Here is a 26,757-nt window from a genome sequence, read left to right as displayed (position 1 = left end):
CGAGTCCCCTGCATTTTCATGACCACTTCTGGCCGACGGCGGGCTCACAGGGTGATAGTGTAAACCTCATTTTATCATTCATGAAAGAATCCCCTAGCGAAACAGGTAAAGAAAAAAGTTTCAGCGGTATTCTCAGATACTAAATAGGGTAAGCACCGAAATTAACCATTCTTCGTTTGCGGCAGAACCCGATAATCCGCACTTTCCCCAATTTGGGGATGTCTAACTAGAAAGTCCGTTCGTGTGCACTACTCTTGATTTAAGGTTGAAAACCGGTCACTTCCCCCCCCTCCGCTAGTGACAAAAACTAAAAGGAGATTAGTCGCCATGTACCGAATTTTCTCATGGATAGGTACCCAAGCTATAACAGCTTTAGTGCTAATCACAGCCCTGTGTAGCCCAACAATACAAGCAGCGGAAGAATATATCCGTATCGACAATTATGTCAGCCAACACCCCGAACAGAATGCCGTCATGGCAGAGTTTGCAGACATCGTGCGCGCAGCGGTGGAACCTATCACTACTAAACCAGATCACCCGGTTCGTATTGCCATTGTCTACCCTGGACTGCAGGCGTCGGACTATTGGCGCAGGAGCGAAACTTCCTTCGAGAGTCGTCTGCGAAGTACCCAGCTGCCCTACGAACTGAGGTCCTTTTTCTCTAAACCTTCAGTAGATGCCAGTCTACAAAGCCGACAACTTTCTGAAGCCTTGCAATGGCAACCTGATTATCTGGTCTTTACCCTTGATATCGCATCACAGGGCAGAATGATCGAGCGAATACTAGCTCGAGGCAAGCCGAAACTGATCCTGCAGAACATCACCACACCACTGGTTCGCTGGCAGTCACACCAGCCCTTCCTGTATGTCGGCTTCGATCACGCTCAGGGCACCAAACTTCTGGCCGACCGAATGCTCAAACAGATCAACCACCAGGGCAAGTACCTGATGCTGTATTTTTCACCAGGATATGTCAGCAAGATGCGTGGCGACACCTTCGCCCGCGAAGCGGCTAAATACCCGGGGGTGACTCAGGTCGCTGCCTATTACACCGATGGTAATCGGGATAAGGCGTATCAAGCCACTCTGCGTACTCTGCAGGAACACCCGGATATTAAGATGATTTTCGCCAATTCAACCGATGTTGCACTTGGAGCCCTGCAAGCTTTACAGGAAACAGACCGTCTGGATATCCTCCTGAACGGCTGGGGCGGAGGTGACGCAGAGCTGACGGAGCTGCAACAGCAGGGATTAGATGTCACCGTAATGCGTATCAACGATGATAATGGCATCGCGATGGCGGAAGCCATCAAGCTGGACCAGCTTAATCAACCGGAACGCGTCCCACACATCTTTGCCGGCGATATCGAGCTGCTGGACAAAAGCCAATCACCAGCCGAGATCGAAAGACTGAAGCAACAAGCGTTCCGACTCAGCGGCCTGCCAAAAGAGGCTCACTAAACTGTGCGTTTTTCAACGGCAATCCTGTTCAGGGTGCTGGCTCTGCTGGCAACCACCTCCGCTATTCTTCTCACAACAGCTTATCTCGGCTCAGAGAAGGCGCTCCAGCATGAGATCATACAGGCCTACGAACGCGATCAACGCGGGCTGAACAGGCTACTGGAGGCACAGTTCAATAACATTCAGCAGATCAGCCAGGAGGTCACCAAGAGCCAAGAACTGCGCCAGGGACTCAGCGCGAACGATGCCCCCCGCATAGCCCAGGTAATTGACAATCTGCTGGCGGGTACCAGTGGACAGTATATTGATGCCCTCGTCGTCGAGGATAAGGACGGTCCCAGCATCGTTTCCACCAATGTCAGCCTGCTCGATATCCAGTTACCACTAAAGCAGATTAGCCAGCGTCACAGTCCTTTGGGCACCTGGACAAGCATGAACACAGAAGGGGACGATAAGCTCTACAGTTTACTGCATTTGACCCTGCCAGTGATTGATGGGCAGTTCGGTGAAGTCATCGGAAAACTGCATACCTTCGTACTGCTTAACGACAACTACTGGATCATCAATCAGCTGCAGAGCTTGTTTGGCTCCCATGCCATCTCCCTGAGCTATGGTGCTAACATACTGGCCGGACTGGAAAGCGAGCAAAGACAACTCCACAACTTGCGTGCGCCTGCAGCTATTCTCAAGGGCGTACTCAATACTGGAAACAGTATCTTGCGGGAGCATGACTTACGTATCGGCATTAGCAACAATTACAGCGTACGCACGCTCCTGCCCAACAGCACTTATCTGGCCTTACGGGATGCTTACATCACCAACCTATTTGGGGCCGCCTTGCTGGTGGTGATACTGGGCATTGTTACCATGCTGGATATCCGGCATCTGACCCGCAGATCATTACTTCACCTGACCCGATACGCCGAACAGGTCCCGGAAAATGGTTCACCACAACCCTTCAGTGGTGGACGCTTCCATGAATTCATTCGTGTCGGTAATGCAATCGAGACAATGCTGGTGCGCATCCGCGACCGCGACAAACACCTGTCCAGTATTATCGATAATTCACCGGACCTGATTTTTATTAAGGATTTGGAGCACAACTATCAACTGGTCAATAAACGCTTCGCCGAGGTGCTGAGCACGACGCCTGAACAGCTGATAGGCAACCAGGATCAAGGAATTCTGACCGATGATTTGATGGTGCAGGCGTTTGAAGCGGACCAGCAAGTGCTGCACAGTCATCGTCCAATCCAGTACGAGATGGACATCGAAACCAATAATGGCCTCAGTACCTTTCTGGTGAGTAAATTTCCTATTATTGATGATCAGGACAAACCCTTTTCGATAGGTGGTATCGCGACGGATATAACCAACATTAAGCAGGCTGAGAATCAATTACAGCTGGCTCAGCAGGTATTTGCCGAAACAGCTGAAGCGATCATTGTGCTCGATGATAAACAGAATGTGCTCTCCTCAAACCGAGCCTTTTTTGAGATGAGCGGTATCAATGAACACGACATCACAACAGCCATCCACTCTTTCCTGGCAGCTCATCCAGAGATTCTGCAGCAATTAAAGCACGCCCCCCGCTGGCAAGGTGAGGGTACCCTGGAGTGCTTTAATGGTAGTGCCCTGCCGGTACTGGTCTCGGTGACCCACCTGCCCAGCGAAGATGGTGAAAATCGCTGTGTAATCCTGTTCAGCGATATCACAGAACTGAAAGCTGCCGAACAAAGGCTGGAGCGACTAGCTCAGTATGACAGCCTGACAGGCCTGCCAAACCGTAGTCTGTTCAACCAGAGGCTGAAAAAAGCACTAAACAGCGATTCGCAGCTTATCACCGCGGTTATGTTCATCGACCTGGATCGCTTCAAAAACATCAATGATACATACGGCCATAGCGTGGGCGACGAATTACTGCATCAGGTTGCGGATCGATTGCGATCCTGTGTACAAGCGAAAGATACGGTGTCGCGGCTCGGTGGCGACGAGTTCACTGTTATCCTGCGTAAGATTCACAACCGCAACCAAGTTAAACAGATTGCTCAGCGTATTCTCGCGGCACTGAGTGAACCCTATGAGCTGGATTCTATACGCTGCTTCAGTTCAGCCAGCATAGGGGTCGTTCTGGTAACCAAGGACAGCGAAGATGTCGACACCCTGACTCATAATGCCGACCAGGCGATGTACCAGGCCAAGGAAGCGGGGCGCAACGTTATTCAGTTCTTCGACGAGGCGCAAAGCGCGCGTGACCAGCGACGCCATCATTTAGAAGAAGACTTGCGCAAGGCACTGGACAACAATGAACTGTTTATCCAGTACCAGCCGCGTTTCGATATTGAAGGCCAGGAAGTGCTCGGCGCCGAAGCGTTGCTCCGCTGGCGCCACCCAGAGCTCGGTCTGGTTCCCCCAGACGAATTCATCCCCATTGCTGAAGCCTCCAACCTGATTATCGAGATTGGCCGTTTCGTATTATGCAATGCCTGCCAGCAGGCCGCGGCATGGAATGCCGACGGCTATCAAATCCCGGTCTCGGTGAACCTGTCTCCTCGCCAACTATGCTCGCATGACCTGGTGCGGGATATCAAAGCCGCACTGAACCACGCCATCCTGCCGGCTCACCTTCTTGAACTGGAAATAACTGAAACCCACGTTATAGAAAATATCGATCAGGTTCTCCCAGTACTTAACCGGATCCGAGCAATGGACGTGAAACTTTCTCTTGATGATTTTGGCACCGGCTACTCCTCATTGATGTATCTGAAAAAATTGCCGGTCGCCACCGTCAAGATCGACCGCTCTTTCATCAAAGATATCCCCGGCGACACTGATGATGAAACCCTGGTCCAGGCGATCATCAGCATGTCTCACAGTCTGCGCTTACGGGTTGTGGCTGAAGGAGTTGAAACTGAAGAGCAGCAGGACTTCCTTCGCGGCCTAGACTGCGATGAGCTTCAGGGTTTTCTGCTAGGCAGACCTGATAGCGTGGAGCAATTAAAAGTACTGGCCGATTCCCTAACATTGGCCACATATTGTGAAATCGACTAACAGCAAAATGGCATAGTCTGGTAACACAAAATTATTCAATGCTTTACTTTCCTAGCACCCCGGACCAAAACGTGAAGATTTAAGATCAACAAATCTTTAAAGCAGCTGCCGCAATGAAATTATCAAAGACATTTTGTAGGAAAGCCCGCCTCACAATATAAATACAACCGAAAATCTCAACCAGTTACTTTGGCGCTGGGGCAGCGTCTTGGCTGTCAAGTGAACGGACCTCATTTATTATTCCAATTGTAGTGATACACCAGGTAGCCACTGATAGCTTTTTGGACAAAATAAAGCTTCACCGACCTCTCTCCATTTTGGTTACTTTGTCGCTGACACTGATCAGTGCATTTGTATATCGTTAATTACAATAAGTTATTTTGTGAGTCTGTCTCCAGCGGCTCCCTAAATAGCTCATTTGAGGCCACGCCATTCCGAGCCCCCCCTCCTTTATCCGGACGGGTGGCCTCAACCTCACTACTTCTCGTATTACATCTACTAGTCGTGTGGTGAGGACGATAAGGTGTTCATTTATAAGTATTCATGCTCAATGATTACGCATGTCTGAGATCAGTCATTAGATCGAGAGAGTCGGTGTAGACTGAATCCACAGCAGAAAGCAGTCAGTTGCTTACCGTCAATTAACAACTGGTTGGTGTTGGAAGGCTGAAATTGAAATGCATAGAGAGATCTGTAATTAATAGCCTTTTACAAGGAAAATAATGAGCGACTTCAATCCTACGAAAGTAAATACGTATCTAAGTATTTTATAAACTGATCTTCAGGCAAAGGTCGACTGAAATAGTAACCCTGAACCAGATCACACTGCTGCGCAATAATGATATTGAGTTGCTCCTCTGTTTCTACCCCTTCAGCGATCACTTTCAGTCTCATACCGTGGGCCATCGAAACGATGGCATTGATTAATAGTAGGCTGTCTGAGGATTTTGTGTCGCTAATATCATTGACAAAGCTGCGGTCAATTTTCAGCGTATTAAACGGGTATTTTTGCAGGTAGCTCAGAGATGAATACCCGGTACCGAAATCGTCCATGGATAGACTGACTCCCAGTACACGTATTGCACTCAAGGATTGCCCAATGTTGCTGTTTTCTTCTAACAGGACTCCTTCGGTTATTTCAAGCTCCAGCGCACACCCATCAAGGCCGTGCTGCTGCAGGGTATCGCTAATAAATGTAGATAGATTGGGATCGCGAAATTGTACCGGGGATATGTTGACCGCGACGCTAAATTCATCATTGTATCTATCTCTGAATTTGGCAGTGGTATTAAGTGCTGTAGTTAATACATACTGACCTATAGAGGTAATAAGTCCTGTATGTTCTGCAATCGGAATAAACTCGTCGGGAGAAACATAACCTAGCTCCTGATTATGCCACCGCAGCAATGCTTCAGCTCCAACTACCTGCTGTTTTTTGATATCGACCAGTGGCTGATAATGTACAGACAATTCCTTCCGTTCCAGCGCACCATGAAGTTGCTCTTCAAGAGTGAGTCGCCGAGCTGCTTTCTTATTCATTTTATCGGAAAAAAAGCGATAGGTATTACGGCCGCCTTTCTTGGATTCGTACATTGCAGTATCGGCATTACGCAACAATACTGATGTTGTTTCTCCGTCATTGGGGTATACGGAAATACCGATACTCGCGGTAATGACATAATCCCGCTCTCCGATTATAAAGGGCGGGTTAAGTGAATTTAATATCGAATCAGCGACAAACTGGACTTCCCTAGCATGCGTTAAGCCGTCGATGAGAATAATAAACTCATCACCGCCAAGCCGCCCGACAGTATCTTCCTTTCTCAGCGAATTGCCTAAGCGAATGGCAACCTGCCGCAACAAGTCGTCGCCAGCTTCATGCCCTAAAGAATCGTTGATTACTTTAAAGTGATCCAGGTCCAGAAACAGGACGGCGGCTTTGTTATTGTTGCGCTGAGCTTCCTTGAGTGACTGAGAAAGCCGGTCCATTGCAAGAAAGCGATTTGGCAGCTTTGTGAGGGTATCGTAGTAAGCTTGTTGCAGAATAAGCTTATCCTGCCGTTTCTTCTCAGTGATATCCTGTTTTACTGCTACATAGTGAGCAATGCTGCCTGAGTCATCCAGTACTGGAGCTATATTCATATTTTCCCAATACAGCTCTCCGTCTTTCTTACAGTTCTCTAGTTCACCCTGCCATGACTGCCCGGAGCTGATTTTTTGCCACATTTCCTGGTATCGGCTGGGAGGGGTATTTTCTGATTTCAGTAGGCGGGGGGTCTGACCTGCTACATCACTCAGGTTGTAACCTGTAACTTTCTCAAAGGTATTATTTACGTATTCGATGTGTCCAACCGGATTAGTGATCATTACTGATACCGGGCTTTGCTCTATTGCCGTTGATAACGAACGAATGTGTTTCTCAGCATCTACACGCTCTACCTCTTCCTGAAGGAGCTTGTTTTTCATAGCGTTAATTGAGCTTACCAGCAGTTGTAGCTCATCGTTACTGAAGCGGCGTTCGAGGGTAATTTGCTGATCGTAATTGGTGCAGGATATTTTCTTTACGTGTTGCGATATATGGATCAGATGTCGAGTAATAAGGTATTGAAACAGAAAGAAAATAAACAGGGATACCGCACTGGTCTTTATTCCATTGGCAATAAAGACAGAAAATGCGGTATCAATAATATCATCATAAACGTTATCAAGGGTCGCTATAACTAGAAACTCGCCAATTGGAATCGCTTCATTATTGCGTTGATAGATAATGGGTGATGTGCGGGCAATGGCATTATCATTAGTTGGATGTCCGGCAGACGCGATAACCTCACCACGGCTACGTATTTCCATATAGCTGACGTTGGGCATGCGGACCAGTTCATCCAGTTGCAGCCGGACCTGCTTTTCGTACATATTCCACAGGTTGCCTGTCAGGCCTGGAAGAGAAAGGGTCTCAATCTGAGCGACCTGATCTTCAACCTGGCTTACGCCAGAATTGTATTTCTGGTAGAGCTGAATAGCCGTGATTACCACCGTAATGCACGAACTAAACAGCACGATACTGAATATTAACTGCCGGGTTAACCGGCTTTTAAAGTTAATTGATTTCACAATTACCGGAATAACTCTTATTGTAGACGCAGAAAATCTTCTGGAAAGTGCCGTCGTCCTTCATTCCCTGTAGCGTCGCATTAATTTCCAGCAGTTCCGACGCCAGGGGGGATTTCTTTGAAATGCCTAGATTGTTCATGCTGACATAAATCGGCTTATCATTAGCTGCCAACAAATCCTGGTATTTAGGATTTTTCTCAATGATACGTTCCAACACTTCACGATCTGCGGCAATCATATCAACCCTTCCCCGCAACAGTTTTTCAATATTGAAAATATCGCTCTGGGTTTCTTCAACTTTCAGTCCGTGGATATCGATCGCATTCTTCCAGTCATCACCCATATTTTGTCCGGTGACGACGCCGATGTTGTACTTTGCTAAATCTGCCCAGCCTTTCCAGGCAAAGGTTTCTTTTCCTACAGGGGTAAATAGGACAAATTCGACATGCCTGATAGGGGATGTAAACAGCATGAAGGCCTTGCGCTCTTCCGACTCGGATACCATCAGTATGATATCTTCCTCGCCGTGTTTAATTCTGTCTATACCGCGCTTGAAAGGGTAAATGTTAACCAGGGTCTCCCTATTCAAACGTGCAAACAGTTCTTCAACTATATCAACAGCAATGCCTTTGGTTGATTGTTCGCCAGCTTCACCTTCCGCCCAGGGCGGATAGGGATCGCCTGCAACCCGGACAGGCTGCTCTACGGCAATGGTGGGAGGAGAAAATATAACGGCTAACGAAATTAAGATAGACTTTGCAAGGTTCATATACTCTACACACTCATGTGACAAAAAGAGATTTGACGATCAAATCCTATCAACAAAACTTCATCTAACGTTTGTTTTATTACTCAAAATCGTAAGTAAAATATCAAAAAAATATGCTTCGTTTATTGACTCGGCCAATCTTTAGTAGACACATTGCTGCCTTAAACTAACGCCTTTAATGCCTGGTTTGTGCCGATTACAGAAGTTCAACAGTGCAAACGAAAAAGACCGCTGTGTGGCGAAAGCGGACCTATCGATAATACTCAGGACTGTTCCGGAATTTTAACCTTTTTACGTTGCCAAGCTGGTGTATCAAAGGCAGCGTAGTTGCCCGTGCTATGCGCCGATAGTATGTCTGATCGCTGCCTTTCACCCAGAGACAAACCAAATACAGCTTTATGCTGCTCATTTATTACGCTTTCTAATTCAGACTGAGTAACCCCTTCGAGCAACAACCCTGCTTCCATGAAGGCCTCGACGCCGCTACGTAAATTCGTATCAGTCTTATCATAATCACGAATAGAAATATAAAACTGATTTAAGCGCTGACCTAGCGTCTTTAAGTAACATTCTTTTCGTCTTTTCATAACACGTCCCCTGTGATGTATTCACTATTTAAAAGTCTGTGTTGAAAATACGATACTCGAACTAGCAGAACAAGTGTTGAAAAAGCAGCGATAGACATGCCTACCTAACTACTGGAAAAAGTTAAAGGAATGAGAGATGGCGGATTTAGCAGTACTTAAGAATGGTGCCGGCACCAAGAGTCGAACTCGGGACCTACTGATTACAAGTCAGTTGCTCTACCAACTGAGCTATACCGGCGATAATATTCATGTGCATATATATGCCAAAAAACAACCATCCAGTTGGTCACATATTGGTCACACATGAAATCAGAGATAAAAAAGCCACTCAGCATAAACCGTAAGCGGCTGTCTCGTTCAGAATTTTGGTAGGACTAGGCAGATTCGAACTGCCGACCTCTACCATGTCAATATTTAACCCGTAACTTATTGATTCTTATGTCACCTTCTTCTAGCTTGCTATAGATTGCAACTCTCTGAAAACAAAGTAATCATGATTTACGAAGATTAGCCAATATTCGGCAAACCCAGTGGTTACGAGGGTTTGCTTGGGCACAAGCGAAATGACCTCTATCACGATCACATGCACAATTGATTCTTTGAAAAGATGGACATCCCGATTCAGCAATTTTGAAATTTATACCGTCAAAATTGATAAATCGATAATCATTTTGATTTTTTTACTATTAAAATAACGGAAAACCCATCAAATTTGATGGTAAATGACCAGCAGAGCAGGATGCATCAGGCTCATGGAAGTCACTTATTCTGCAACTTCTATTTTGAAATCACTCTGAAGCTTATTCCAGCGCTCTCTCAAGCTTCGCTTATGGTTTTCGTCCATTGTAAGCTCGGCCATTGTGTACAGGCTTTATCCATGACATCACCCAAATGTGGTTTTATTGCTCGCCATGGTATACCGGCCTTCTCTGCCCACAGTAGAAAATGATCCTGCGTCACCACATACCACTCTTTATTCTTTCCGAGGTTCAGTGCATATTTTGTTTCGTTCACAATATGGTCTAATGTCTCCGGACACCAAGTTAGGCGGTATTCTCACCACCTTAGGAGAAGTGTTCAATGGCAAGACAACGTAGATCGTTTTCAACATAGAAGCCGCCAGCCTGGTTCTCGACCAAGGCTATTCATTAGGAGAGGCTAGCTGCTCATTTTTTTGTTTAGGACTACCATAATTACCATTCGACTTATCAGCAATTATTTGCCCCTGTTTAGTCTTGCTGTAGCGATCTGCTACAATTGAAGAGTAAATAACTCAGTTTAGAGAAAGCATTATGGCAAAGGCACATTCCCCACTTCGTTTAGAGGCAGACCTAGTTGAGCAAGCCAGGATTACGGGAAAACAACTCCATCGCTCGACAGCTGAGCAGATCGAATATTGGGCTGATATCGGCCGGAATGTAGCCAAGGTCATCACTCCCGAGACTTTGCTGCAGGTTTATTCTGGTCTGGCAAGGGTGAAGGTGGAGCCCGTAGCTGGGCCTACTGTTGATCCCGAGGCCGTATTCCACGCTCTCGAAGAAGACCGTGAATGTGGCAACCTTAAGGACAATATCACATCTAGCTCCTTGAGATATCAGGCGTCAGTGCAGCACCCAGGGTTGCTAGAACAAATTGCTTTGGATGGTACCGTGACCTTAGGCAGGTTTAAAAATGGTGAGTTCCAGCCAGTCTGAGGAGAGGCAAGTTGAGCAACGATAAGCAGCTTTGGATGCTCGTTGGTGGCAACGGGGCTGGTAAAAGCACATTTTACCGAAAATTCCTTGAGCCAAGAGGAATGCCTTTTATTAATACTGATGTGCTTGCAAAGCAGGTATTTCCGGAAGACCCCGAAGGCAACAGTTACGAGGCAGCTCAGTTAGCTGCGCAAATGCGTGAGCAGCTGCTATTGGATGGAGCTAATTTCTGCCTTGAAACAGTCTTTTCGCATCCATCTAAGATCGACTTTGTGGCCAAGGCAAAGGGGTTCGGTTACCACGTTGTACTGGTGCTTAGCCATGTTAAATCCTCCTCACTAAACAAAGCGCGCATAGCTCAACGCGTAGAAGAAGGCGGACACTTTGTTCCTGAAGATAAAGTAGAAGCCTGCATCCCAAGAACCTTGGCAAACATCTGCAAAGTGCTTCCATTGTGTGATCAGGTGAGAATTTTGGACAATTCAAGCTACACAAACCCGTTTCAGCAAGTAGCTACTATTCGTAATCAGAATATATCGCTACAGCAATCTCCCTTACCTGTATGGGCATCAGACTTGTTAAGCGATCTGATTTAATCCCCTTCATTAAAGTGAACCACTTGCCCGTGGCAATGACGGAGCCGCGTCGGGTATCATCGTCACACGCTTCACCCTAAATATTTCATGAGAAAAATGCTGACCAGAGGAAACAACGGAAACAGCTGCAAGGATGGCATAAGGGTGTATCGACTCTCCGTGATAATAGACTATCTTTTGATTATCGGAGGTTAGCGCCAATAGGACGAGGCATGAACATAAAGGAATGCTGACGGCGTAATTGCCAGTTCTTTTTCTTTAGCCTTAAACTGGCTCAGGGGTTGGGCAACAAGCAGACTTTTCGATGCATAACCTTGTGGTCACTAGCTGGTATAGTCTTACTGAGCAATCCGATATTACAACAATTCACAAATCGCTATGGATGGTAACTTTCTACAGAGGACTTTCACCTCATTTGTTCATGCTAGGTGTACACAAGCTCATCCACACTATTCCGTAAACGCAGCTCGATTTTTGCAGGGCAATAATACGCGCTGATTGCTCCACGGGTGCTGGAACAAGCAGTCGCCTGACGAGGTTATCCTAAAACACTTCGAATGGATAATGCTCCTGAGTTTATCTCAACAACGCTTGCAGAGTGGGCAGAAGAACACGGTATCCAGCTTGAGTTTATACAACCAGGTACCCCGACACAGAACTCCTATTTCGAACGATTTAACCGCACTTACCGCGACGAGAGACTGAATATGTATGTGTTCAAGACCTTAAATGAAGCGCGAGAACTGACTAAAAACTGGGTGCGTGAATACAACGAAGAACGACCACACGACTCACTGAACGACCTGACGCCATGGGAGTATTTGGCTAAACATTCACTGTCGGAAAACTCTAATTATACGTGTAACTAACTAGGGGAGGTTTACAGAAAGAAGCGACTTAATCCCACCTTCCCTAAGCATGTACAACCAAATAGCAACATATATGTTGCTATTAACACTAAAGACAGAACAGAGACACTAAGCAGTATCGAACCGAATTACTCAGATAAATCAGGATTACAGATATCACTATCTCGTTTGTTGGAAGGCTGACGTTTCTGGTCCTTAGTAGACGAACTCTTCAGCTCCAAAGCACTTGCGAGGGACTCCTCATCTGTCATGGCCTTATTTGAACGGCGCTTTTTCAACATGCCTTTAGCTGGGCTCAAATCTTTTTTGGACATCATGCTGCTCCTCTTACTGATAAGTATACCCGTTGATCGCAGAGGCCAGATGAGACATCATTCCGATCAATGCAATACATACTTGACCGAACCGATATCCCCAGTTTCACTCCATTTAAACAGCTCTTCTGCGATGTGAGAAATCTCTGCTAGATCAAGCCTGTACTCAAGCGGCGGAAGTTGATCGGTGGATACATAAATACGCTTTTTACAGAGAGCAAGCAACATTCCTTGAGGTTTAGATGGATCACGTAGTGATGCGAGTTGAGCCCATGGATCATCAATGAACTCCTTAAAAGTCAGGTCTCCAAGCAAGCCTCCAACCTGGTTGAAAAGATGTTGCCAGAAAGACAGATAGTGTTTACTAAATTGCATTTGAACTCCGGTATAGCTGGTTATGTAAACCAGATTGCCAGACTCTCAATAAACGCAACCTAGAGGCCTATGAGCCAAGCTTCGCATTCATTAGCAGCGACCGCATGGATCTTTACATATAACAAAATCAAATAATAAATCTATTTATTATTTCAAAAAATTGCGGGTGAGGTGTTAAAAATTAACGCGTTATCCGGCGGCCGTCTAATTTCAAGCCAATATACTATTTCAAACGAGACGATCTACTAATTGGAATAGTTTAATGAAATTTGAAAAGCAGTCCTTTTTTCAGCTGACAGCTGAATATTTGATCTCAGGTGATCTTACAGAAATACGAATAAAAGATATTTGTGGCTTCAGCTCAAAATCTTGCGCTGGTCATTTAAGCCATCTTGTATGCTCGCCTATCGTCCCAGTTATATATAGAAAAGAGGATAAATTCATTCTGCTGAATGTGTCTGATACACGACTTACTAACTTAATAGAAAGCCTATCAGTTGAAGCAACTGTTCTAGCATTTGTCTTAAGAGTTCAGAACTTTACTGATAACCAATTAAGAGCTCTACAGTTTCTTATTGGCCATATAAATCCGCACATTACTGCCCAAAATTCTCTTGAAGAGTCCCTAAGAGCCTTACGCAGAGATAAGGATTTGCAACAAGCTCTTCTAGAGGATTTTGCTTTTAATCCGAGGAGAGACTATTCACCGGTTGACGGATGTAAAATCTCAGCTGAATCAATTAATAAATTCCTAGGCCTCCAATCTCCTGTAGTTAATACAATAAAGAAAATGATGACTACAGATAAGACATCGATAAACTGCGAAAGAAAATGGGCAGAACACGAAGGAAAGCCAGATTTCTTTGAAATATACACCCTCTTCAGGGATGAAGAGCCTATATATGCACAGGCATTTATCGATAGAATCCTAAATTCCGATGATTCCGAATCCATTGAAAAACTTAAAGAAAAAATTGCTAATACGTACGCAGAACTTTCTAAACGGGGGGACGATCAATGAGTTTCCTCTCAAAACAATATCAATCGAATATAGAGCTGCTAAGTAGAATAGGCCTCTGGGATTTTGAATGGTCATTAATTCTGAATCCCATTCTGCAGCACTGCATGCCCCCTCCAACAGTAAAGGCATGGAAGGAATTGCTTACCCGGCTTTACGATCTGAATATAAACACTGACTGGGCTCGTAAAGGCGATGTTAAGAAACTGATTAGCTCTTTACCAAAAGAAGGTAAAATCCCATCAAATAGCGATGACACTACAACCGACATAACCGACTTTCCTATCTTTTATGCGATCACTAAAAGATACTTATATCAGCAGTGGTCACTTCATTTACAGGCAAAGCTGCTAATTGAATTCATTGAATTAGTGAACTCTCGGATTGCTCCCGGCGATTTGCTAAAGAATTCGCGCAAATACTCCCGTGATATACAGCGGTTACGTGATGCAATGATTATCGATTTTTCACAAGAGCATTCACTTCCAACCCATGGAAAAACCGAAAAAGATCTCGAATCGAAATATGATTCAACGTTTGAAATACGCCACGGACGCGGTTGGATCGGATCAGATCTTTATATCCCTGACAGCCCATCGTTTTGGGAGCAGCCTCCCCTTATTGAAGTAAAGAATAGAGATCGTGCCCTATCTCCTAGATCTTATAGAAGCCACAAAGTTGCCCCTGTAGATGAACAATTCGATCACGCACCAGATAAATCAGTTGATATCAGTAATAAAGGGGGGCTCAACTCTGAAGAGCAGACACAGGCACTGAAACAAAAAATTCCAGTATTTATCCGCAACAACGTTCGATCACTAGCCGATCCGAACCAGCTATCCTGGAGCTGTTTAATATCATACTGGAAACAACTTCTTCAAGGCCAAAAAGGCGAATTATTTGTTCTTTCGCTGCTAGCTTTTTTAACTGGCATACGCAGAGATCGCTGGGCAAAATTTACCGTTGGCTCTGCCAATAACATTAGATCGGATAATATCGTTTATGCCCTCATCGATGGTTGCCTTTTCTACGAAGTAAGAGACCTGGCTACTGTATTTGAAAAGCCACAAGACGGATTATCACCTATCCAATTTTGTCTTTCCTTACCGAAGAAACTGAATTCCCTTTTAAAAACAATAAGTGAGAAGTTACCAAAGCAAGGATTACAAGATAGTTATGAAATCAGAAAATTTTCAGAGGTTAATGCTGGGCCATCCCCCACAATTAACCGAGTCGCTAATTCGGGGCTAAAACTGTTCCGAAATCAATTCATGGATGAAAGTGAGTTGTTCATTATCAGCGGTTCAATCCCAATCGAGTTTCGTGCGAGAAGCTGTTATGCCTCTCGAAACATTCGGGACTTAAATGATAAATTCGCCTCTGCAACCTCAGAGCTATTCACTTACCTGAAGGAAAATAGCTTTCTAGATCGGAACAAATTTGTCTCAGAAAAATTGCAAGAGTTTTTATCCTCCGAAAGCGATACTCCACCTAACGGTACTGTTGGTTCACAAATCGGGAATACATATAAACACATATCGTTCCCTACTCCACACATATCGGCACCAGGTACATTCAATGCAAACGAGACCAAAGCCCAAGTCCTTGAAGTTCTTAATACCCTGGAGACCTATCTCTACTGGATGATGCAGTATGGTTATGCAAATCGTCCAGCTGGGTATAACAGTGGAACTATGTATATAGGAAACCTGCTGATCCATTCAGACAAAAATAGCCGTTTCTATTCGGAATCTAAGTTGTTATTCGGGCTACCCGTGATTAACGAACAACTGAAAGAAGTTCTCAGCTCCAGGGAACAAGGATACCGCCAGCTAGAACGCTTGGGGGTTCAAGTGAGCAAAGAGCTCCTAGACTCATATCGTCCCCTTTATCACCTTAGTCCCAAACAGACTGGCCAGTTCTACAGCAAACATCTGACTAGTGAAGTAGCTGTAAATTTAGCTAAAGAAAAATTCGGAATCGACTTCCCGTTCAAAAGGCCTAATGCTTCTCGGCATCAGTCATCGACCTACCTTCACGACTCCAAGGGCACACCGTTTGCTGATGCATGCCTGGGCCACCACATAGATGGTTGGGATCTCACAGCACCAGAATCAAGTGCTTCAGTGCAAGAAATATTAAAAGAGCTGAAAACCGTTCAAAAAAAATTTGTCGCTGACCTTGGCTTTAAAGTTCTTAGGGGCCCATGGTTATGACCGCTATTCTATCTATAAACGCCATTGACGTATCTCTAAGAAAACCAGGCTTCTGGACTCAGAAAAGATTACTGATTCTAACTGCAATATTTGAAGTACTTGGAGAAAAGAAATCCATTACAGTAGTCGCTCAAAAAGCTATTTGCCGAGCTGTAAAAAATCACTATAGTGCTTACGGCAGGCTGAAAACTGATTTATCAGTCCAAGAATTAATAGAAATTAACGAGGTCATTTCCTTTCTACAGGTCCACGACTGGAATTGCAGATTTCTAGCGACTTCTGAAAAGCGTGAACGGGAGTCAGTGTTACCCAAGAATGAAAAGGAGCTAGCAGCCTATAGCATATTTAAGAGCCTTCAAGGCCACCTATGGACCACTATTGTTATTGAGCATAGTGACCTCTCTAGTAATAAGTGGCGTAACAAATTGGTATTAGCTGCAGTGCTGGAAATCGCTAGCTCTACAAGCCTATCTGTTCCACATCTAATTGATGCATTTGAACGTCTGGATCAACTGGAGTCATTGCCTAACAATATTTCAGTTAAGGTTCACCCCAAAGCTAGTGAAGAAACCATAATCAATCTACCGTTGTCACCAAGAGCATCATTAATCCTCAACGCAATTTATCACGCGAGGCAGCAACAAAAAGACAAAAAGGATAGATCTCTATGTATACCCACCAGCAAATCAGAATTAACCAACCTTCTACGTCCAGCTGCTCTTAAATTGCGGGAGAAAGAAGAATCTCTTTTTGGCACATATGGAATAAAACCCATCGATATTCTCGAAGCTGCCAAATACCAATCAGTATTCAGCTGTATAGAGCCAATCATACAATCGAGGCTGAATTCAGATATATTGCCACTATCCCCCCCAGCACACAGCGGTGCATTCAAATTCCTTCAGGCTGACAACCATGATGCTTGGCCAAGGTGTATCCTCCGATCCGGCCAAGCTCAGAATACAAAATCCTCTCAAGATACAAAGCTTATCCGTTCACTTCGATCTCAAGTTATCGACGCCGATGACATTGATCGTTTCCACTGGCTTGAGGTATGCCGGATTGAAATTCGTAGGGCCATACAGAAGCTCAGATATTCACTAACAGATAAGAGAGGGAAATACAGAAATAGCACAGTAGATCCTGAGCTATGCATGGCACTTCTGAATGATATTAAACCAAAATGTATTGCTCATTTTTCAGCACTTGGATCTGAAGATTACTCCCTGAAATCAGATTTAGAAGAGCTCGAAAAAATCACAATTCATCTCGAAAAAGAAGCAATTACAAGCATTGATCTTGCTATTGAGTGGGCCAAGTTTCGGCTAGTTTCAGAGCCTATAACATTGGATACTTTCCGAAAAGATATTAGCCAATTATTTAACCAGGGACTATTCCAATACCCCACCAGCTATGACCTATCTATCTGGGATGAAGAAGATGCTGAGATTTTAGTCTCTGAGTATCTGTTGGACCGAGACCTAAATGACAACACCACTAATCAAATTATTGGTTCAATGCGCCATCTCTGCCGGTTTGCCAGAGAAAACCTAGGTCTGTTTACTGATCTAGAGTTTCCTCTGGAATACGAAGGAAATGGGCTAACACTAACACGACGTAACAATATTCTTGGACTGCAAGAAATTGATCTGGTCACCTCAGAAATTCTTAAATCCCAATCAGATGACAGAGAACAACTCGCATGTATACTCGATCTTGCATTCTATGCTGGTCTTCGCTCTGGAGAGATTGCGAACCTCACCCTAAATAACATAGTCGCCAACCGAAATGAGGTTGTAATCTACCTACCCAGATTTAAAACGCCCTCTGCATACCGGTCCATTCCGCTACACCAAATTGCCCAACCAGAGGTGTGCCGTAGAGTACAGTCAGTAGTTGAGCATCGACAAATTCAGCACAGAAAATATAAGAATAAAACAGGTAAAAAGCTTCAGCTAAAGCAGGTATACCTTTTTGCAGAAAACGATAGGGTTGATGAATGCACTTCTCCCGAGATGATCTGTAAAGCCAGAAAAATCCTAAAGAGCTACTGCGGAAATGGTGCAGATCTACATTTATTGCGCCATTCATTTGCCAGCCATCTGTTTCTACGCTGGTACTGTTGCCGTTACGAGGACTTAATCGGTGAACTGCTTGAGAAAGATCATTGGTGCTTTTCCAATGACGGCATAGGAAAGCTCAGATTTTTCGTAGGTGAGAACCCAGACTGTCCTTTACCTGCAACGAACATAACCAGCATCATTCATCTATTGAAACTGATGGGACATAAAACTGCCACGACTTTCTTTCGAGTTTATGTTCATAGTTTTGAAGTGGGCGCACAACATGCTCTAGAAAGATCTTCCTTGGAAGATGGTGAAGAGCAACTTTCTGGAAAAGCGATAGCGGCTTTGATACCGAACTGTAGGTCTCGGACAAGCCAGGCAAGAATTAAGGACAGAAGCATTAATGGATTGGCTGAGCTGGTTCAAAACAGCGGCTAGGGCTAGCAACTCTCATGGTTAGATGCGCCCCTCTCTGGGCGCATTATATGTAAGTTTCCTGTAGTTATCCCTAGTTAGTAAGCCAATTCAATAACAGAGCTTTCAGCAGATTTTTCCCGTCTATTTCAGGAACAAATACCTGCTTGATATTTCCTAGTACAAAGCGACCGTTATCTTCACAGCCCCAAAGATCAACTTGATAGGAAATCTGAACTCCCCTTGGAAAGTACCTAACAACTTCTCGGCTGGATATCGCCAACTCAATTTCTTTTTCAGAAGTCACCAATTCTAAAATCAGACCATTGCGGGAACCTCTCTTAATACTAGTAACCTCAAACCAGCCTTCCACGATTTTTACTATTTCACTCATCTGTAAAACCCCGCGCTCGCAACAATTGATCAATAGCCGAACCATCTCGACGCGTGAGGTTTGGTACATAACGCGAGTACACCGTAAACAGCATTTGTGTTGTGGAGTGTCCCATCTGACGAGCAATCCACTCTGGGTTTTCCCCTGACGCAAGCCACAATGTTGCTGCTGTATGCCTTGTTTGATAAGGGCGCCGCTTTTTTATCCCTAAGTGTTTTAAAAGCGGGTACCATACACGCTGGGTAACATTGCGATGTTCCAGTGGGCCACCATGACCGTTACAGAACACAAATTTGGACTTCCGGTAAGAAACCTGTTTCTGTTCCATTAGCGCTGCGTAAACAGGCTCTGACATCTCAACTTCACGGCAAGACTCGGGGGTTTTGGTAGAATCTATCTCCCCTTGTACGACTGTCTCCCTAACCAAAATCCTCCGATTCTCAAAATCCACGTACTGCCATTGCAGACCATCAACTTCTCCCGTTCGAAGGCCGGTAAAGAAGCGAACTACATAATAATTACAGTAATCACTACGTACGTGATTTAGGATCTGCCGCACTTCTTCCAACGAGAACGGCTCAATATCCTGTCTGGCAATTTTGAGTGGCTTAATCCCAAGGCAGGGTGTGTTAAACTCAAACCGTTCGGAGGCCTCGTTAAGAATCATCCGCAAGGGTGTTAGGATATGGTTGATTCGATCATGCGATAACTCTTTGCCTGGTATTTCGCGACCAACTTTGGCGAGTGACGCGCGAAATTTCAGGATATCTGACTTAGCGATTTTTCCGACGCTCATTTCCCCGAAATGCGGGATGAGTTTCGAATCAAGAGTACCGCGAACAATCTTCTGATAAGAACGCTTCCACTGGACCTTGTTCTCCTCATACCACTCTTCAGCAAACTCCTTAAACAGTGGTCCTATTTGCTGCTGGGCCTTAAGACTTGCTAGTGCCCCAACAGTCAGATCACCATTTTTGCTGTTCGGGAAATGCAATGCGTAGTTGAAGTTTCCCAGGGTGATCTCAGCTTCAATCCGATCCATCACCTCCTGTAGCTTTTTTCGATTTCCTGGTGTGTCTGGGAGCAGAGTCTGTTCACGGCAACGCTTGCCTTGATAACGGAAATCAAAGAAAAGATTTCCACCGTTTCCTCGTGCTCGGATACTACCCATTACAGTAACCTCCGTTCGCCATAGGAATTGCAGCGGTGGATTTAGAAAAGCGAGTTAGCTCTTCCTCAATCGCTTCCCAGAGGTAGAGAATTTTTCGCCCACCAAATGGGCGAATATAATGTGTACCCTCAATAAAAACCGAATCTTTCAGGGACTGGTTGATGTAGACGGGATGGTAGTGAAGGCGCTCAGCCAGCTGCTTAGTTGTAAGGAACGTAGACACGTTTTTTCTCCTGCGTTGATTGGATGCAATTCCATTTCAACACGGGTACAAAAAATGCAAGCTCTAGATATATAGCTTAAGGATCGCCACGATTTGGCTGTCGGTGTAACGTGATTTTTTCATGCAGAATCACCTGCGTATAAATTACGAGAAAATTCTACTTTTGAGCACCGTTATTTTTCGGGGGAATTACCGTAACAAATGCGGCTGCGTGACCTATAGAGTGATTAATATAGCCAACGCGTTAGAGGTAGTTGATCAGGTATTGCGATCATAGAACGTACATAGTAGAGCGTTAACAAAATCTTTCCTGATCTCCCCCTTTCAGAAATAACACCCTCCTCTAACTCACTGGTATAAATAACAGCAGAAGAATAAGGAATAGCCGATAATTTTTCTCATATATAAGATCGAAACCATTAGTCAACTATATGGCATTCGTGGCGGTGAGAGAGAGACTCACACCCACTAACCTTCGTGGTTTTAAATCAAAAAATTAGCTTACTAATCATCACTCAAAAACGCACAAAGTGTCAGAGTTAAGTGCACTTTAGGTGATAGAGGTAAGGCTGTCAAAAAAGAGCCCATACAAACCTACGATCAAGGCTCAATGATAGCTTCAAGAGGTTTCCAAGGAATCAGCTTATCCATCCTGCCCAGACTATCTTTACGTATCTGTCTGTGGTCGACACCTTACTACTGATAACACCTTAACAACTACTGCAATATCCTCTAATACGCTCTAACCTTAGAGTGCACTTAAAGAGGATGAATACGAGTATGATACAGTAAAATCAATTACATTGATCGAACCCCTTGGGCTCCCTTACTTTCGGGAACTGTCCACCTTCGGTGCCCTGTCTGACAAAGCCATTACAGATTTACTCAACAAAGGCAACATCAAGCAGCTGAAGAAAGGGGAAGTCTTGTACAAGTTGGAATCCGCAGTAACTGGTTTGAGCCTAGGAAAGGTGCGATTAAGTCCCTCCGCGTGAGACAGCCCGGCTTAGTGTTAGCCGGGATCAGCGCATGGAACATCAGCTCAGCTTTACCGATTGTGAGTATCGACAAAAGCGCCGCCAAACCCGGAAAGAAAAGTTCTTTGCTCTAATGGAAATGCTCGTTCCGTGGCCGCAGATTGAAGCTGTCATTGAACCTTATTATCCTAAGCCGGGTAACGGTCGGCGGCCTTACCCGCTCAGCAAGATGCTACGTATTCACTGCCTCCAGCAGTGGTATAGCCTGAGCGATCCTGCTATGGAGGATGCCCTTTATGAGATAGCATCAATGCGGCTATTTACGAGTCTTTCGCTCGATAGTCCAATCCCTGACCACACAATTATTATGAACTTACGACACCTGCTGGAACGCCACGGACTTGGTCGGAAGATCTTCGAGGAAGTAAATAGCTGGCTGATCGACGCAGGAATATTGGTCAAGGAAGACACCTTAATGGATGCTACGATTATCGAGCCTCCTAGCTCAACGAAGAACAAAACTGGCGAGCGTGATCTTGAGATGCATCAGACCCAAAAAGGCAATATGTGGAATTTTGGTATGAAAGGTGGATACCAAAACAGGGCTGACACATAGCTTCGAAACGACGGCAGCTAATGAGCATGACCTGAACCAAGCAGAGCAGCTACTACACGGTGAAGAGCAGTACGTTTTTGCTGATGCAGGCTATCGAGGAATCGATAAGCGGAAGAGCCTTAGAGACAAAGCAGTTAATTGGCACGTTGCTGAATGACCAGGGAAAGTAAGGACTCTCGAGAAGCATCCGAGAATCAATAAAGTCCCAATCAATATCGAATACATGAAAGCCAGTATTCGAGCTAAGGTCGAGCATCCCTTCAGGATAATAAAGTGCCAGTTTGGATTCACCAAAGCTAGATATCGAGGATTAAGGAAAAACGACTGTAAGTTGGCAACACTTTTAGCGCTGACCAATATCGTCAGAGTGAGTCAGATGATAAGAACATAGGATCAGCGCGCCTGCATATCTAGGAATTGGTATGCAGACATGCAAAGCTGTAACGAACTAACGTGTTTTTGCTATTTTAAGCTGGGAATCGCTTATTCAGAATGGATAACCGACTTAATCGCAGATTCCCAAACAAACAGCAACGGCTATCGCAACCCCAGCAGTTCATACACTTCCAGAGGCTTCTGCTTGCCTTTGGCCTGAATAGCAGCGACCGGACGCACATGTACGTATTCCTTGACGCTGGCGTATACAGCAGAGCTGATCAGGATTTCACCGGCGTCTGTATTTTCCTGAATACGTTTGGCTATGTTCACATTATCGCCTATCGCGGTGTACTCCATACGTTCCTGGGTGCCGACCATCCCCAATACCGCATCGCCCACGTGAAGCCCGATACCAACGGAGAGATGGAACAGCGGCGATACTTCCTTGTGCAGAGCTGAAATGGCATCGCGAATCCTGAGTGCTGCGCGTATGCCTCGTAGTACATGGTCGGGCTGGGGTAGCGGAGCGTTGAACCAGGCCATCACCGCATCTCCCAGGAACTTGTCGATAGTGCCCTCCTCGGCAAGCACTGCATTAGCCATCGCAGCCAGATAGCGATTGAGCAACCCGATCAGATCCTCCGGATTGAGCTGCTCACTAATGCTGGTAAAGCCATGAATATCTGCAAACAAGACAGTAACTTCGGTGCGACTGCCCCCCAGTTGCAGGCGCTCCGGATCGAGCTGATTAAGGATACCGGGTGAGACCATCTGCTCGAGTAACCGCCCCCGGGCCTCCATACGTCTTTTATCCGTAACATCGTCTACGACGATGGCGATGCCCGGCGTTTGCTCATGGCCTTTGAGGATTGAAAGGTTGAAGCGCAAGTACACCATACCGTGCTGTAATATGTTTATACTCGTTTCGAGCCCTACCACCGGCTCACCGCTTTGTCCCACACGATAGACGTAAGGCAGCAGCGTCGTGCCTAGCGGGGGCAGGAGGTTGGCCACGTTCTGCTCAACAAGCTCAGTGTCCTTGTTATACCCAAGGATTCTCAGGGCAGCAGCATTGATCAGAGTGATCCGCCCCTGAAGGTCGGTGGTGATGACCCCACTGGCGATGGAAGCGAAAATGCTATCGAGTAGATTTTTAAGTTCTGTGGCCTCGGTAAGGGAATGTTGCAACTGCTCCTCTCGCTGCTGAAGTCGCTCAGCCATATGGTCAAAAGCATTGGCTAACTGTCCATGCTCTCCTTGTCGCAGTGGTAACTCCGTACGGGCGCTGAGGTCTCCTCCCTGAAGTCGCTCGGTAGCTTGGAGCAGAGCCCGCACCGGACGCAGCATAAAACGGCTTCCGAGCCACCAAGCCGTTGCGAGAGCAAGCAGAGCGATGGTTCCGAAAATGAACAAGTTGCGGACGAAGATATAATTCACCTCGGCAAAGGCGGTGGCGGTGGGGATACCAACCGCAAGGAATACAGCTATATCACCTGCCGCTGCTTCTTCACTACGGCCGATGGGGGCAAACGCAAACAAGCTCATCACGCCATCCAGATCCTCTGCTTCAACGATACCATCACCTTGCTGAGCGTGGATTGTCTTGAACAGCGGGACGCTCACAGCAGAAGTGCCCACCATCCACTGTTCGGAGCTGGGATAGCGCATCAGGATGGTGCCGTTCCGGTCGAACAGGGTAAGCGTAGTCCCGGGGGCCAGATGCATTCTTGCGGCAAGTTCCTTGAACCACATCAGGTCCAGCGCAACGAAGACCACGCCCTGGACATTGTCATTTCTGTCGAGGACCGGATAACCGAAGTGCATAGAGGCTTTTCCGGTTCTGCGACCGATCGCGTAGTCGCCGATCGAAAAATCCCGGCTGTTAAGCGCGCCCTGGAAATAGGCCCGATCTACGATATTCACCGGTCGGGTTGAACGAAAGGGGCTGCAGAAAATGTTGCCGTCGAGATCTGCCACACCGAGGATGGTGTAGAAGGGGTAGCGTTTGAATAAATCAGTAAACAGGGGGCTGCAGGCTGCCGCATCACGACTCCTTACCGATGGCAACTGCGCCAGGGCTATGAGTAACTGCCGTGCACCCTTGATGAAGTGCTCGTGCTGGCTAGTGGTCAGTTGAATCAGGCTCAAAGCATCTTCCTTGACATCTTTTTCTGCCAGTTCCCGCTGCTCGATGTTCGTCATCAGGATCAACGCCAATACCGGAACGACGGACAGGAAGAACAGGATAATTAACCGAACTCGCAAACTGGCAACCGCCATAGTTCGAAGCCTCATGAATGGGTGCAGCGCTTTATTACTGAACAGCTAAATACAGTGTAACACCTGTCACTCAATCCGGAGCGAAACCGGACTGGCACGTTGCTATTCAACAACCTCCCTCTGATGTTGCAAACAGCTAGCTCTGAACGTTTATTGCAAACAGGGTCAGTAACTACAGGAGATGGAGATGGAAATGGAGCCGAAGCTGTGACCATTGGGTAGGCCTTTGAATTCGGGCATCCGAACTACCTTCACGAAAGAGAGCTTCCAGACAAACAAAATCTGGGCCTCTTACCGATTAGGCCTACCTGACCTGTAGGTATGTAGCAACAAGCTACCAATTGGCAGATTGACTGCTGTGTAGCGAAATTTGCCCTCAAAGAGAGAAAAAAACGGTGTCAGCCAATAACCCTCCGGGTCGATATGAGTCCAGCTATGCTGTCACTGAGAATGACCGCTTTAGATAAGATTGGCCATAGAGTGCGATTCTTAGGTCTTAGCCTTTGATGTCTCCTCTGTGGCCAGGTTGTGTGAATACTCTTTCCGACGGAGCGGTGTATGCTCTGACTCATAAATCGCTCGTTGAGGCATCCTTTGGCGAGCGATGTAACCCCATCATTTGCTCGGGATGATTATTTCTATCTCAGTTTCTTTAGCCGCAAGAGCGGCCATATGCGCTGGTTTGTAAAGAAATCGTAGAAGGATACTATGCCTTCAGTGCTCTGATCAGGCTGTCTTGCCCCATAATCGAGAGCATACGTTTCAGGTTATAAGCGAGCACATGCAAGCTCATCTCAGTGCTGACGTTCTTAAATCGCCTAGTAAGGAAGTGGGTCGATCCCATCCATGATTTGATGGTGCCGAAGGGGTGCTCGACGGTTTGTTTTCGTATCAGCATAGTATCGGGCGCAGCGTGTAGCCGACGTTGCATGCCCTCCATCTCCTCCTCATGGATCCTGCGCCCGATTTTCCGTGGATCTCGCTTTGAACGCGTGCACTGTTTACGGATAGAGCAGTCCCGGCAGGACATACCGTTGAAGTACACTTTCAGTGTCTGTCCTTTCTCAACGCTGTTAAACCGATACTGAAGTTCATTTCCCGCCGGGCAGATATACAGATCCTTCCCACGTTCATACTTGAACAATGATCGATTAAATAAGCTATTTTTCTCTGATCCAGACGTACCCCCTTTAGGGACGAGTGCGGTTATGCCAGTATCTTGAGCGGCCTTGATATCCTGGCGACTGTAATAACCCTTGTCAGCGATGACGGTAATGTCTTTCTTTGCCAGTGCCGATTGGGCCAGTTTGGCCACGCGGGTGAACTGGCCTCGGTCATTTATATTCGTGACCTCATGAGCGATGATGAGATGATGCTTGGTATCGACGGTACTCTGAACGTTGTAACAAACCGCTCGGCTCATCCCTTGGGTTTTCAGTAGACGCGAGTTATGGTCTGTCGTTGATACCTGCTTGTCCGGGTGGTTTTTAACCTTCTCTTCCATCGCATTCAGTTCAACCAGACGTTGTTTCATCCAAGTGATTTTCAGAGCGATGGTTACTTTATCCTCACTATCTCTGTCTGTTTCGTCAGCCTGATCGAGCTTCGATAAATAAGTCTCAATATGCTTTTCTACCCGATCAATATGGAACTTTAATTTCTGCGGAGTAAAGTTATTCACCTTGCTCTTAACCGCCTTAAATTTACTGCCATCGATCGCGACAACAGCCCCCGAGAACATGTTCACCTTCCGGCATAGATCAATAAAGGTACGACAGGCATTTTTGATGTCCTCACCGTTTTCTTTCCTGAAGTCGGCGATCATTTTAAAATCGAGTGTGAGACGCTCAATCAATCACATCAGCTCAACGTTGCGGTGCGTTTCCTTTTCAAGTCGGCGTGATGACTGAATACGATTGAGGTAACCGTAGATATCGAGTTTCAGGAGTGTTGCCGGATGATATCCCGGACGCCCTGTCGGTTTGGCTTCCACTCTATCAAAGCCAAGGCTGTGCAGATCTAGATGATCCACAAAGGCGTCGATAACTCTGATCGAATTATCTTCTGATACGAAGTCATCGAGGATTTCGGGAAACAATGTGACCTGTGATAGGCCCTGCCCTTGAATGTGAGATTACATATCAGCGAAACCTTTATTAGCTCACTGATAAGTGTAG

Annotated in this window: 16 protein-coding genes, 1 tRNA gene and 3 pseudogenes; 9 read left to right on the top strand and 11 right to left on the bottom strand. The window is 45.9% G+C overall.

Translation table 11 applies throughout. The features are described from left to right. Window positions 1-474 precede the first annotated feature (474 nt). Together ACQUQM_RS02025 and ACQUQM_RS02020 are read left to right on the top strand one after the other, a co-directional pair. On the top strand, window positions 475-1,461 hold the full coding sequence (locus ACQUQM_RS02025; protein WP_432472811.1) for a substrate-binding domain-containing protein: 987 nt from the start codon (window positions 475-477) through the stop codon (window positions 1,459-1,461). 3 nt (window positions 1,462-1,464) lie between these two features. Continuing rightward, a complete protein-coding gene (locus ACQUQM_RS02020) occupies window positions 1,465-4,512 on the top strand; it encodes an EAL domain-containing protein (protein WP_432472810.1) in 3,048 nt (1,015 codons plus the stop codon). A 738-nt stretch (window positions 4,513-5,250) separates the two neighbouring features. On the opposite strand, the gene ACQUQM_RS02015 is transcribed toward ACQUQM_RS02020, so the two are convergent. The 4 genes from ACQUQM_RS02015 to ACQUQM_RS02000 all read right to left on the bottom strand — a co-directional run bounded on the left by ACQUQM_RS02015 (window position 5,251) and on the right by ACQUQM_RS02000 (window position 9,217). Then, window positions 5,251-7,623, bottom strand: a complete 2,373-nt coding sequence (locus ACQUQM_RS02015; RefSeq protein WP_432472809.1) for an EAL domain-containing protein — start codon at window positions 7,621-7,623, stop codon at window positions 5,251-5,253. Further along, the gene (locus tag ACQUQM_RS02010; protein ID WP_432472808.1) at window positions 7,610-8,392 is read right to left on the bottom strand and encodes a substrate-binding periplasmic protein; all 783 of its coding nucleotides are present in this window, start codon (window positions 8,390-8,392) and stop codon (window positions 7,610-7,612) included. The genes ACQUQM_RS02015 and ACQUQM_RS02010 overlap by 14 nt, the downstream gene beginning before the upstream one ends. 263 nt (window positions 8,393-8,655) lie before the next feature. Then, on the bottom strand, window positions 8,656-8,979 hold the full coding sequence (locus ACQUQM_RS02005) for a hypothetical protein (protein ID WP_432472807.1): 324 nt from the start codon (window positions 8,977-8,979) through the stop codon (window positions 8,656-8,658). Window positions 8,980-9,141: 162 nt separating this feature from the next. Further along, window positions 9,142-9,217, bottom strand: a tRNA-Thr gene (locus ACQUQM_RS02000). 1,054 nt (window positions 9,218-10,271) lie between these two features. Here ACQUQM_RS02000 and ACQUQM_RS01995 point away from each other — a divergent pair. The 3 genes and pseudogenes from ACQUQM_RS01995 to ACQUQM_RS01985 all read left to right on the top strand — a co-directional run. Then, window positions 10,272-10,673 (top strand): TA system antitoxin ParD family protein, encoded by a 402-nt coding sequence (locus tag ACQUQM_RS01995; protein ID WP_432472806.1) that lies wholly within the window; start codon window positions 10,272-10,274, stop codon window positions 10,671-10,673. 11 nt (window positions 10,674-10,684) lie between these two features. Then, the gene (locus ACQUQM_RS01990) at window positions 10,685-11,269 is read left to right on the top strand and encodes an AAA family ATPase (protein ID WP_432472805.1); all 585 of its coding nucleotides are present in this window, start codon (window positions 10,685-10,687) and stop codon (window positions 11,267-11,269) included. 506 nt (window positions 11,270-11,775) lie between these two features. Next, a pseudogene (locus ACQUQM_RS01985) lies at window positions 11,776-12,138 on the top strand (integrase core domain-containing protein); the annotation flags it as partial. Window positions 12,139-12,266: 128 nt separating this feature from the next. On the opposite strand, the gene ACQUQM_RS01980 reads toward ACQUQM_RS01985, so the two are convergent. After that, on the bottom strand, window positions 12,267-12,452 hold the full coding sequence (locus tag ACQUQM_RS01980) for a hypothetical protein (protein ID WP_432472804.1): 186 nt from the start codon (window positions 12,450-12,452) through the stop codon (window positions 12,267-12,269). Between the two features lie 66 nt (window positions 12,453-12,518). Further along, entirely contained in the window at window positions 12,519-12,827 is a 309-nt protein-coding gene (locus ACQUQM_RS01975; RefSeq protein WP_432472803.1) for a hypothetical protein, read from the bottom strand. A gap of 262 nt (window positions 12,828-13,089) precedes the next feature. Between ACQUQM_RS01975 and ACQUQM_RS01970 the strand changes: the two genes are divergently transcribed. The 3 genes from ACQUQM_RS01970 to ACQUQM_RS01960 are packed head-to-tail and all read left to right on the top strand — an operon-like array spanning window position 13,090 to window position 18,565. After that, window positions 13,090-13,848 carry a hypothetical protein gene (locus ACQUQM_RS01970; protein WP_432472802.1) on the top strand — a complete coding sequence of 253 codons (759 nt, stop codon included), beginning with the start codon at window positions 13,090-13,092 and terminating at the stop codon, window positions 13,846-13,848. Further along, window positions 13,845-16,061 (top strand): hypothetical protein, encoded by a 2,217-nt coding sequence (locus ACQUQM_RS01965; RefSeq protein WP_432472801.1) that lies wholly within the window; start codon window positions 13,845-13,847, stop codon window positions 16,059-16,061. The genes ACQUQM_RS01970 and ACQUQM_RS01965 overlap by 4 nt, the downstream gene beginning before the upstream one ends. Continuing rightward, window positions 16,058-18,565, top strand: a complete 2,508-nt coding sequence (locus tag ACQUQM_RS01960; protein ID WP_432472800.1) for a tyrosine-type recombinase/integrase — start codon at window positions 16,058-16,060, stop codon at window positions 18,563-18,565. The genes ACQUQM_RS01965 and ACQUQM_RS01960 overlap by 4 nt, the downstream gene beginning before the upstream one ends. A gap of 70 nt (window positions 18,566-18,635) precedes the next feature. Here ACQUQM_RS01960 and ACQUQM_RS01955 read toward each other — a convergent pair whose 3' ends face one another. The 3 genes from ACQUQM_RS01955 to ACQUQM_RS01945 are packed head-to-tail and all read right to left on the bottom strand — an operon-like array spanning window position 18,636 to window position 20,329. Continuing rightward, window positions 18,636-18,935: a hypothetical protein gene (locus tag ACQUQM_RS01955; protein WP_432472799.1), complete on the bottom strand. Its 300-nt coding sequence runs from the start codon at window positions 18,933-18,935 to the stop codon at window positions 18,636-18,638. Beyond that, window positions 18,928-20,106, bottom strand: a complete 1,179-nt coding sequence (locus ACQUQM_RS01950) for a tyrosine-type recombinase/integrase (protein WP_432472798.1) — start codon at window positions 20,104-20,106, stop codon at window positions 18,928-18,930. The genes ACQUQM_RS01955 and ACQUQM_RS01950 overlap by 8 nt, the downstream gene beginning before the upstream one ends. Further along, the gene (locus tag ACQUQM_RS01945) at window positions 20,099-20,329 is read right to left on the bottom strand and encodes a hypothetical protein (protein ID WP_432472797.1); all 231 of its coding nucleotides are present in this window, start codon (window positions 20,327-20,329) and stop codon (window positions 20,099-20,101) included. Before ACQUQM_RS01945 ends, ACQUQM_RS01950 begins: the two co-directional genes overlap by 8 nt. Before the next feature lie 1,029 nt (window positions 20,330-21,358). On the opposite strand from ACQUQM_RS01945, the pseudogene ACQUQM_RS01940 reads away from it, so the two are divergent. Beyond that, window positions 21,359-22,313 (top strand): annotated as a pseudogene (locus ACQUQM_RS01940) (IS5 family transposase). Between the two features lie 146 nt (window positions 22,314-22,459). Here the strand turns inward: ACQUQM_RS01940 and ACQUQM_RS01935 are convergent. Both ACQUQM_RS01935 and ACQUQM_RS01930 read right to left on the bottom strand, forming a co-directional pair. Further along, window positions 22,460-24,580: an adenylate/guanylate cyclase domain-containing protein gene (locus tag ACQUQM_RS01935; RefSeq protein WP_432472796.1), complete on the bottom strand. Its 2,121-nt coding sequence runs from the start codon at window positions 24,578-24,580 to the stop codon at window positions 22,460-22,462. 706 nt (window positions 24,581-25,286) lie between these two features. After that, window positions 25,287-26,708: pseudogene (locus ACQUQM_RS01930) on the bottom strand (IS1182 family transposase). Window positions 26,709-26,757: the final 49 nt, after the last annotated feature.

Origin of the sequence: Amphritea sp. HPY (genome assembly GCF_050870985.1) — a bacterium.
Lineage (GTDB): Bacteria > Pseudomonadota > Gammaproteobacteria > Pseudomonadales > Balneatricaceae > Amphritea.
Note: the sequence above shows the minus strand (reverse complement) of the source record. Positions and strands in the feature narration are given on the sequence as shown.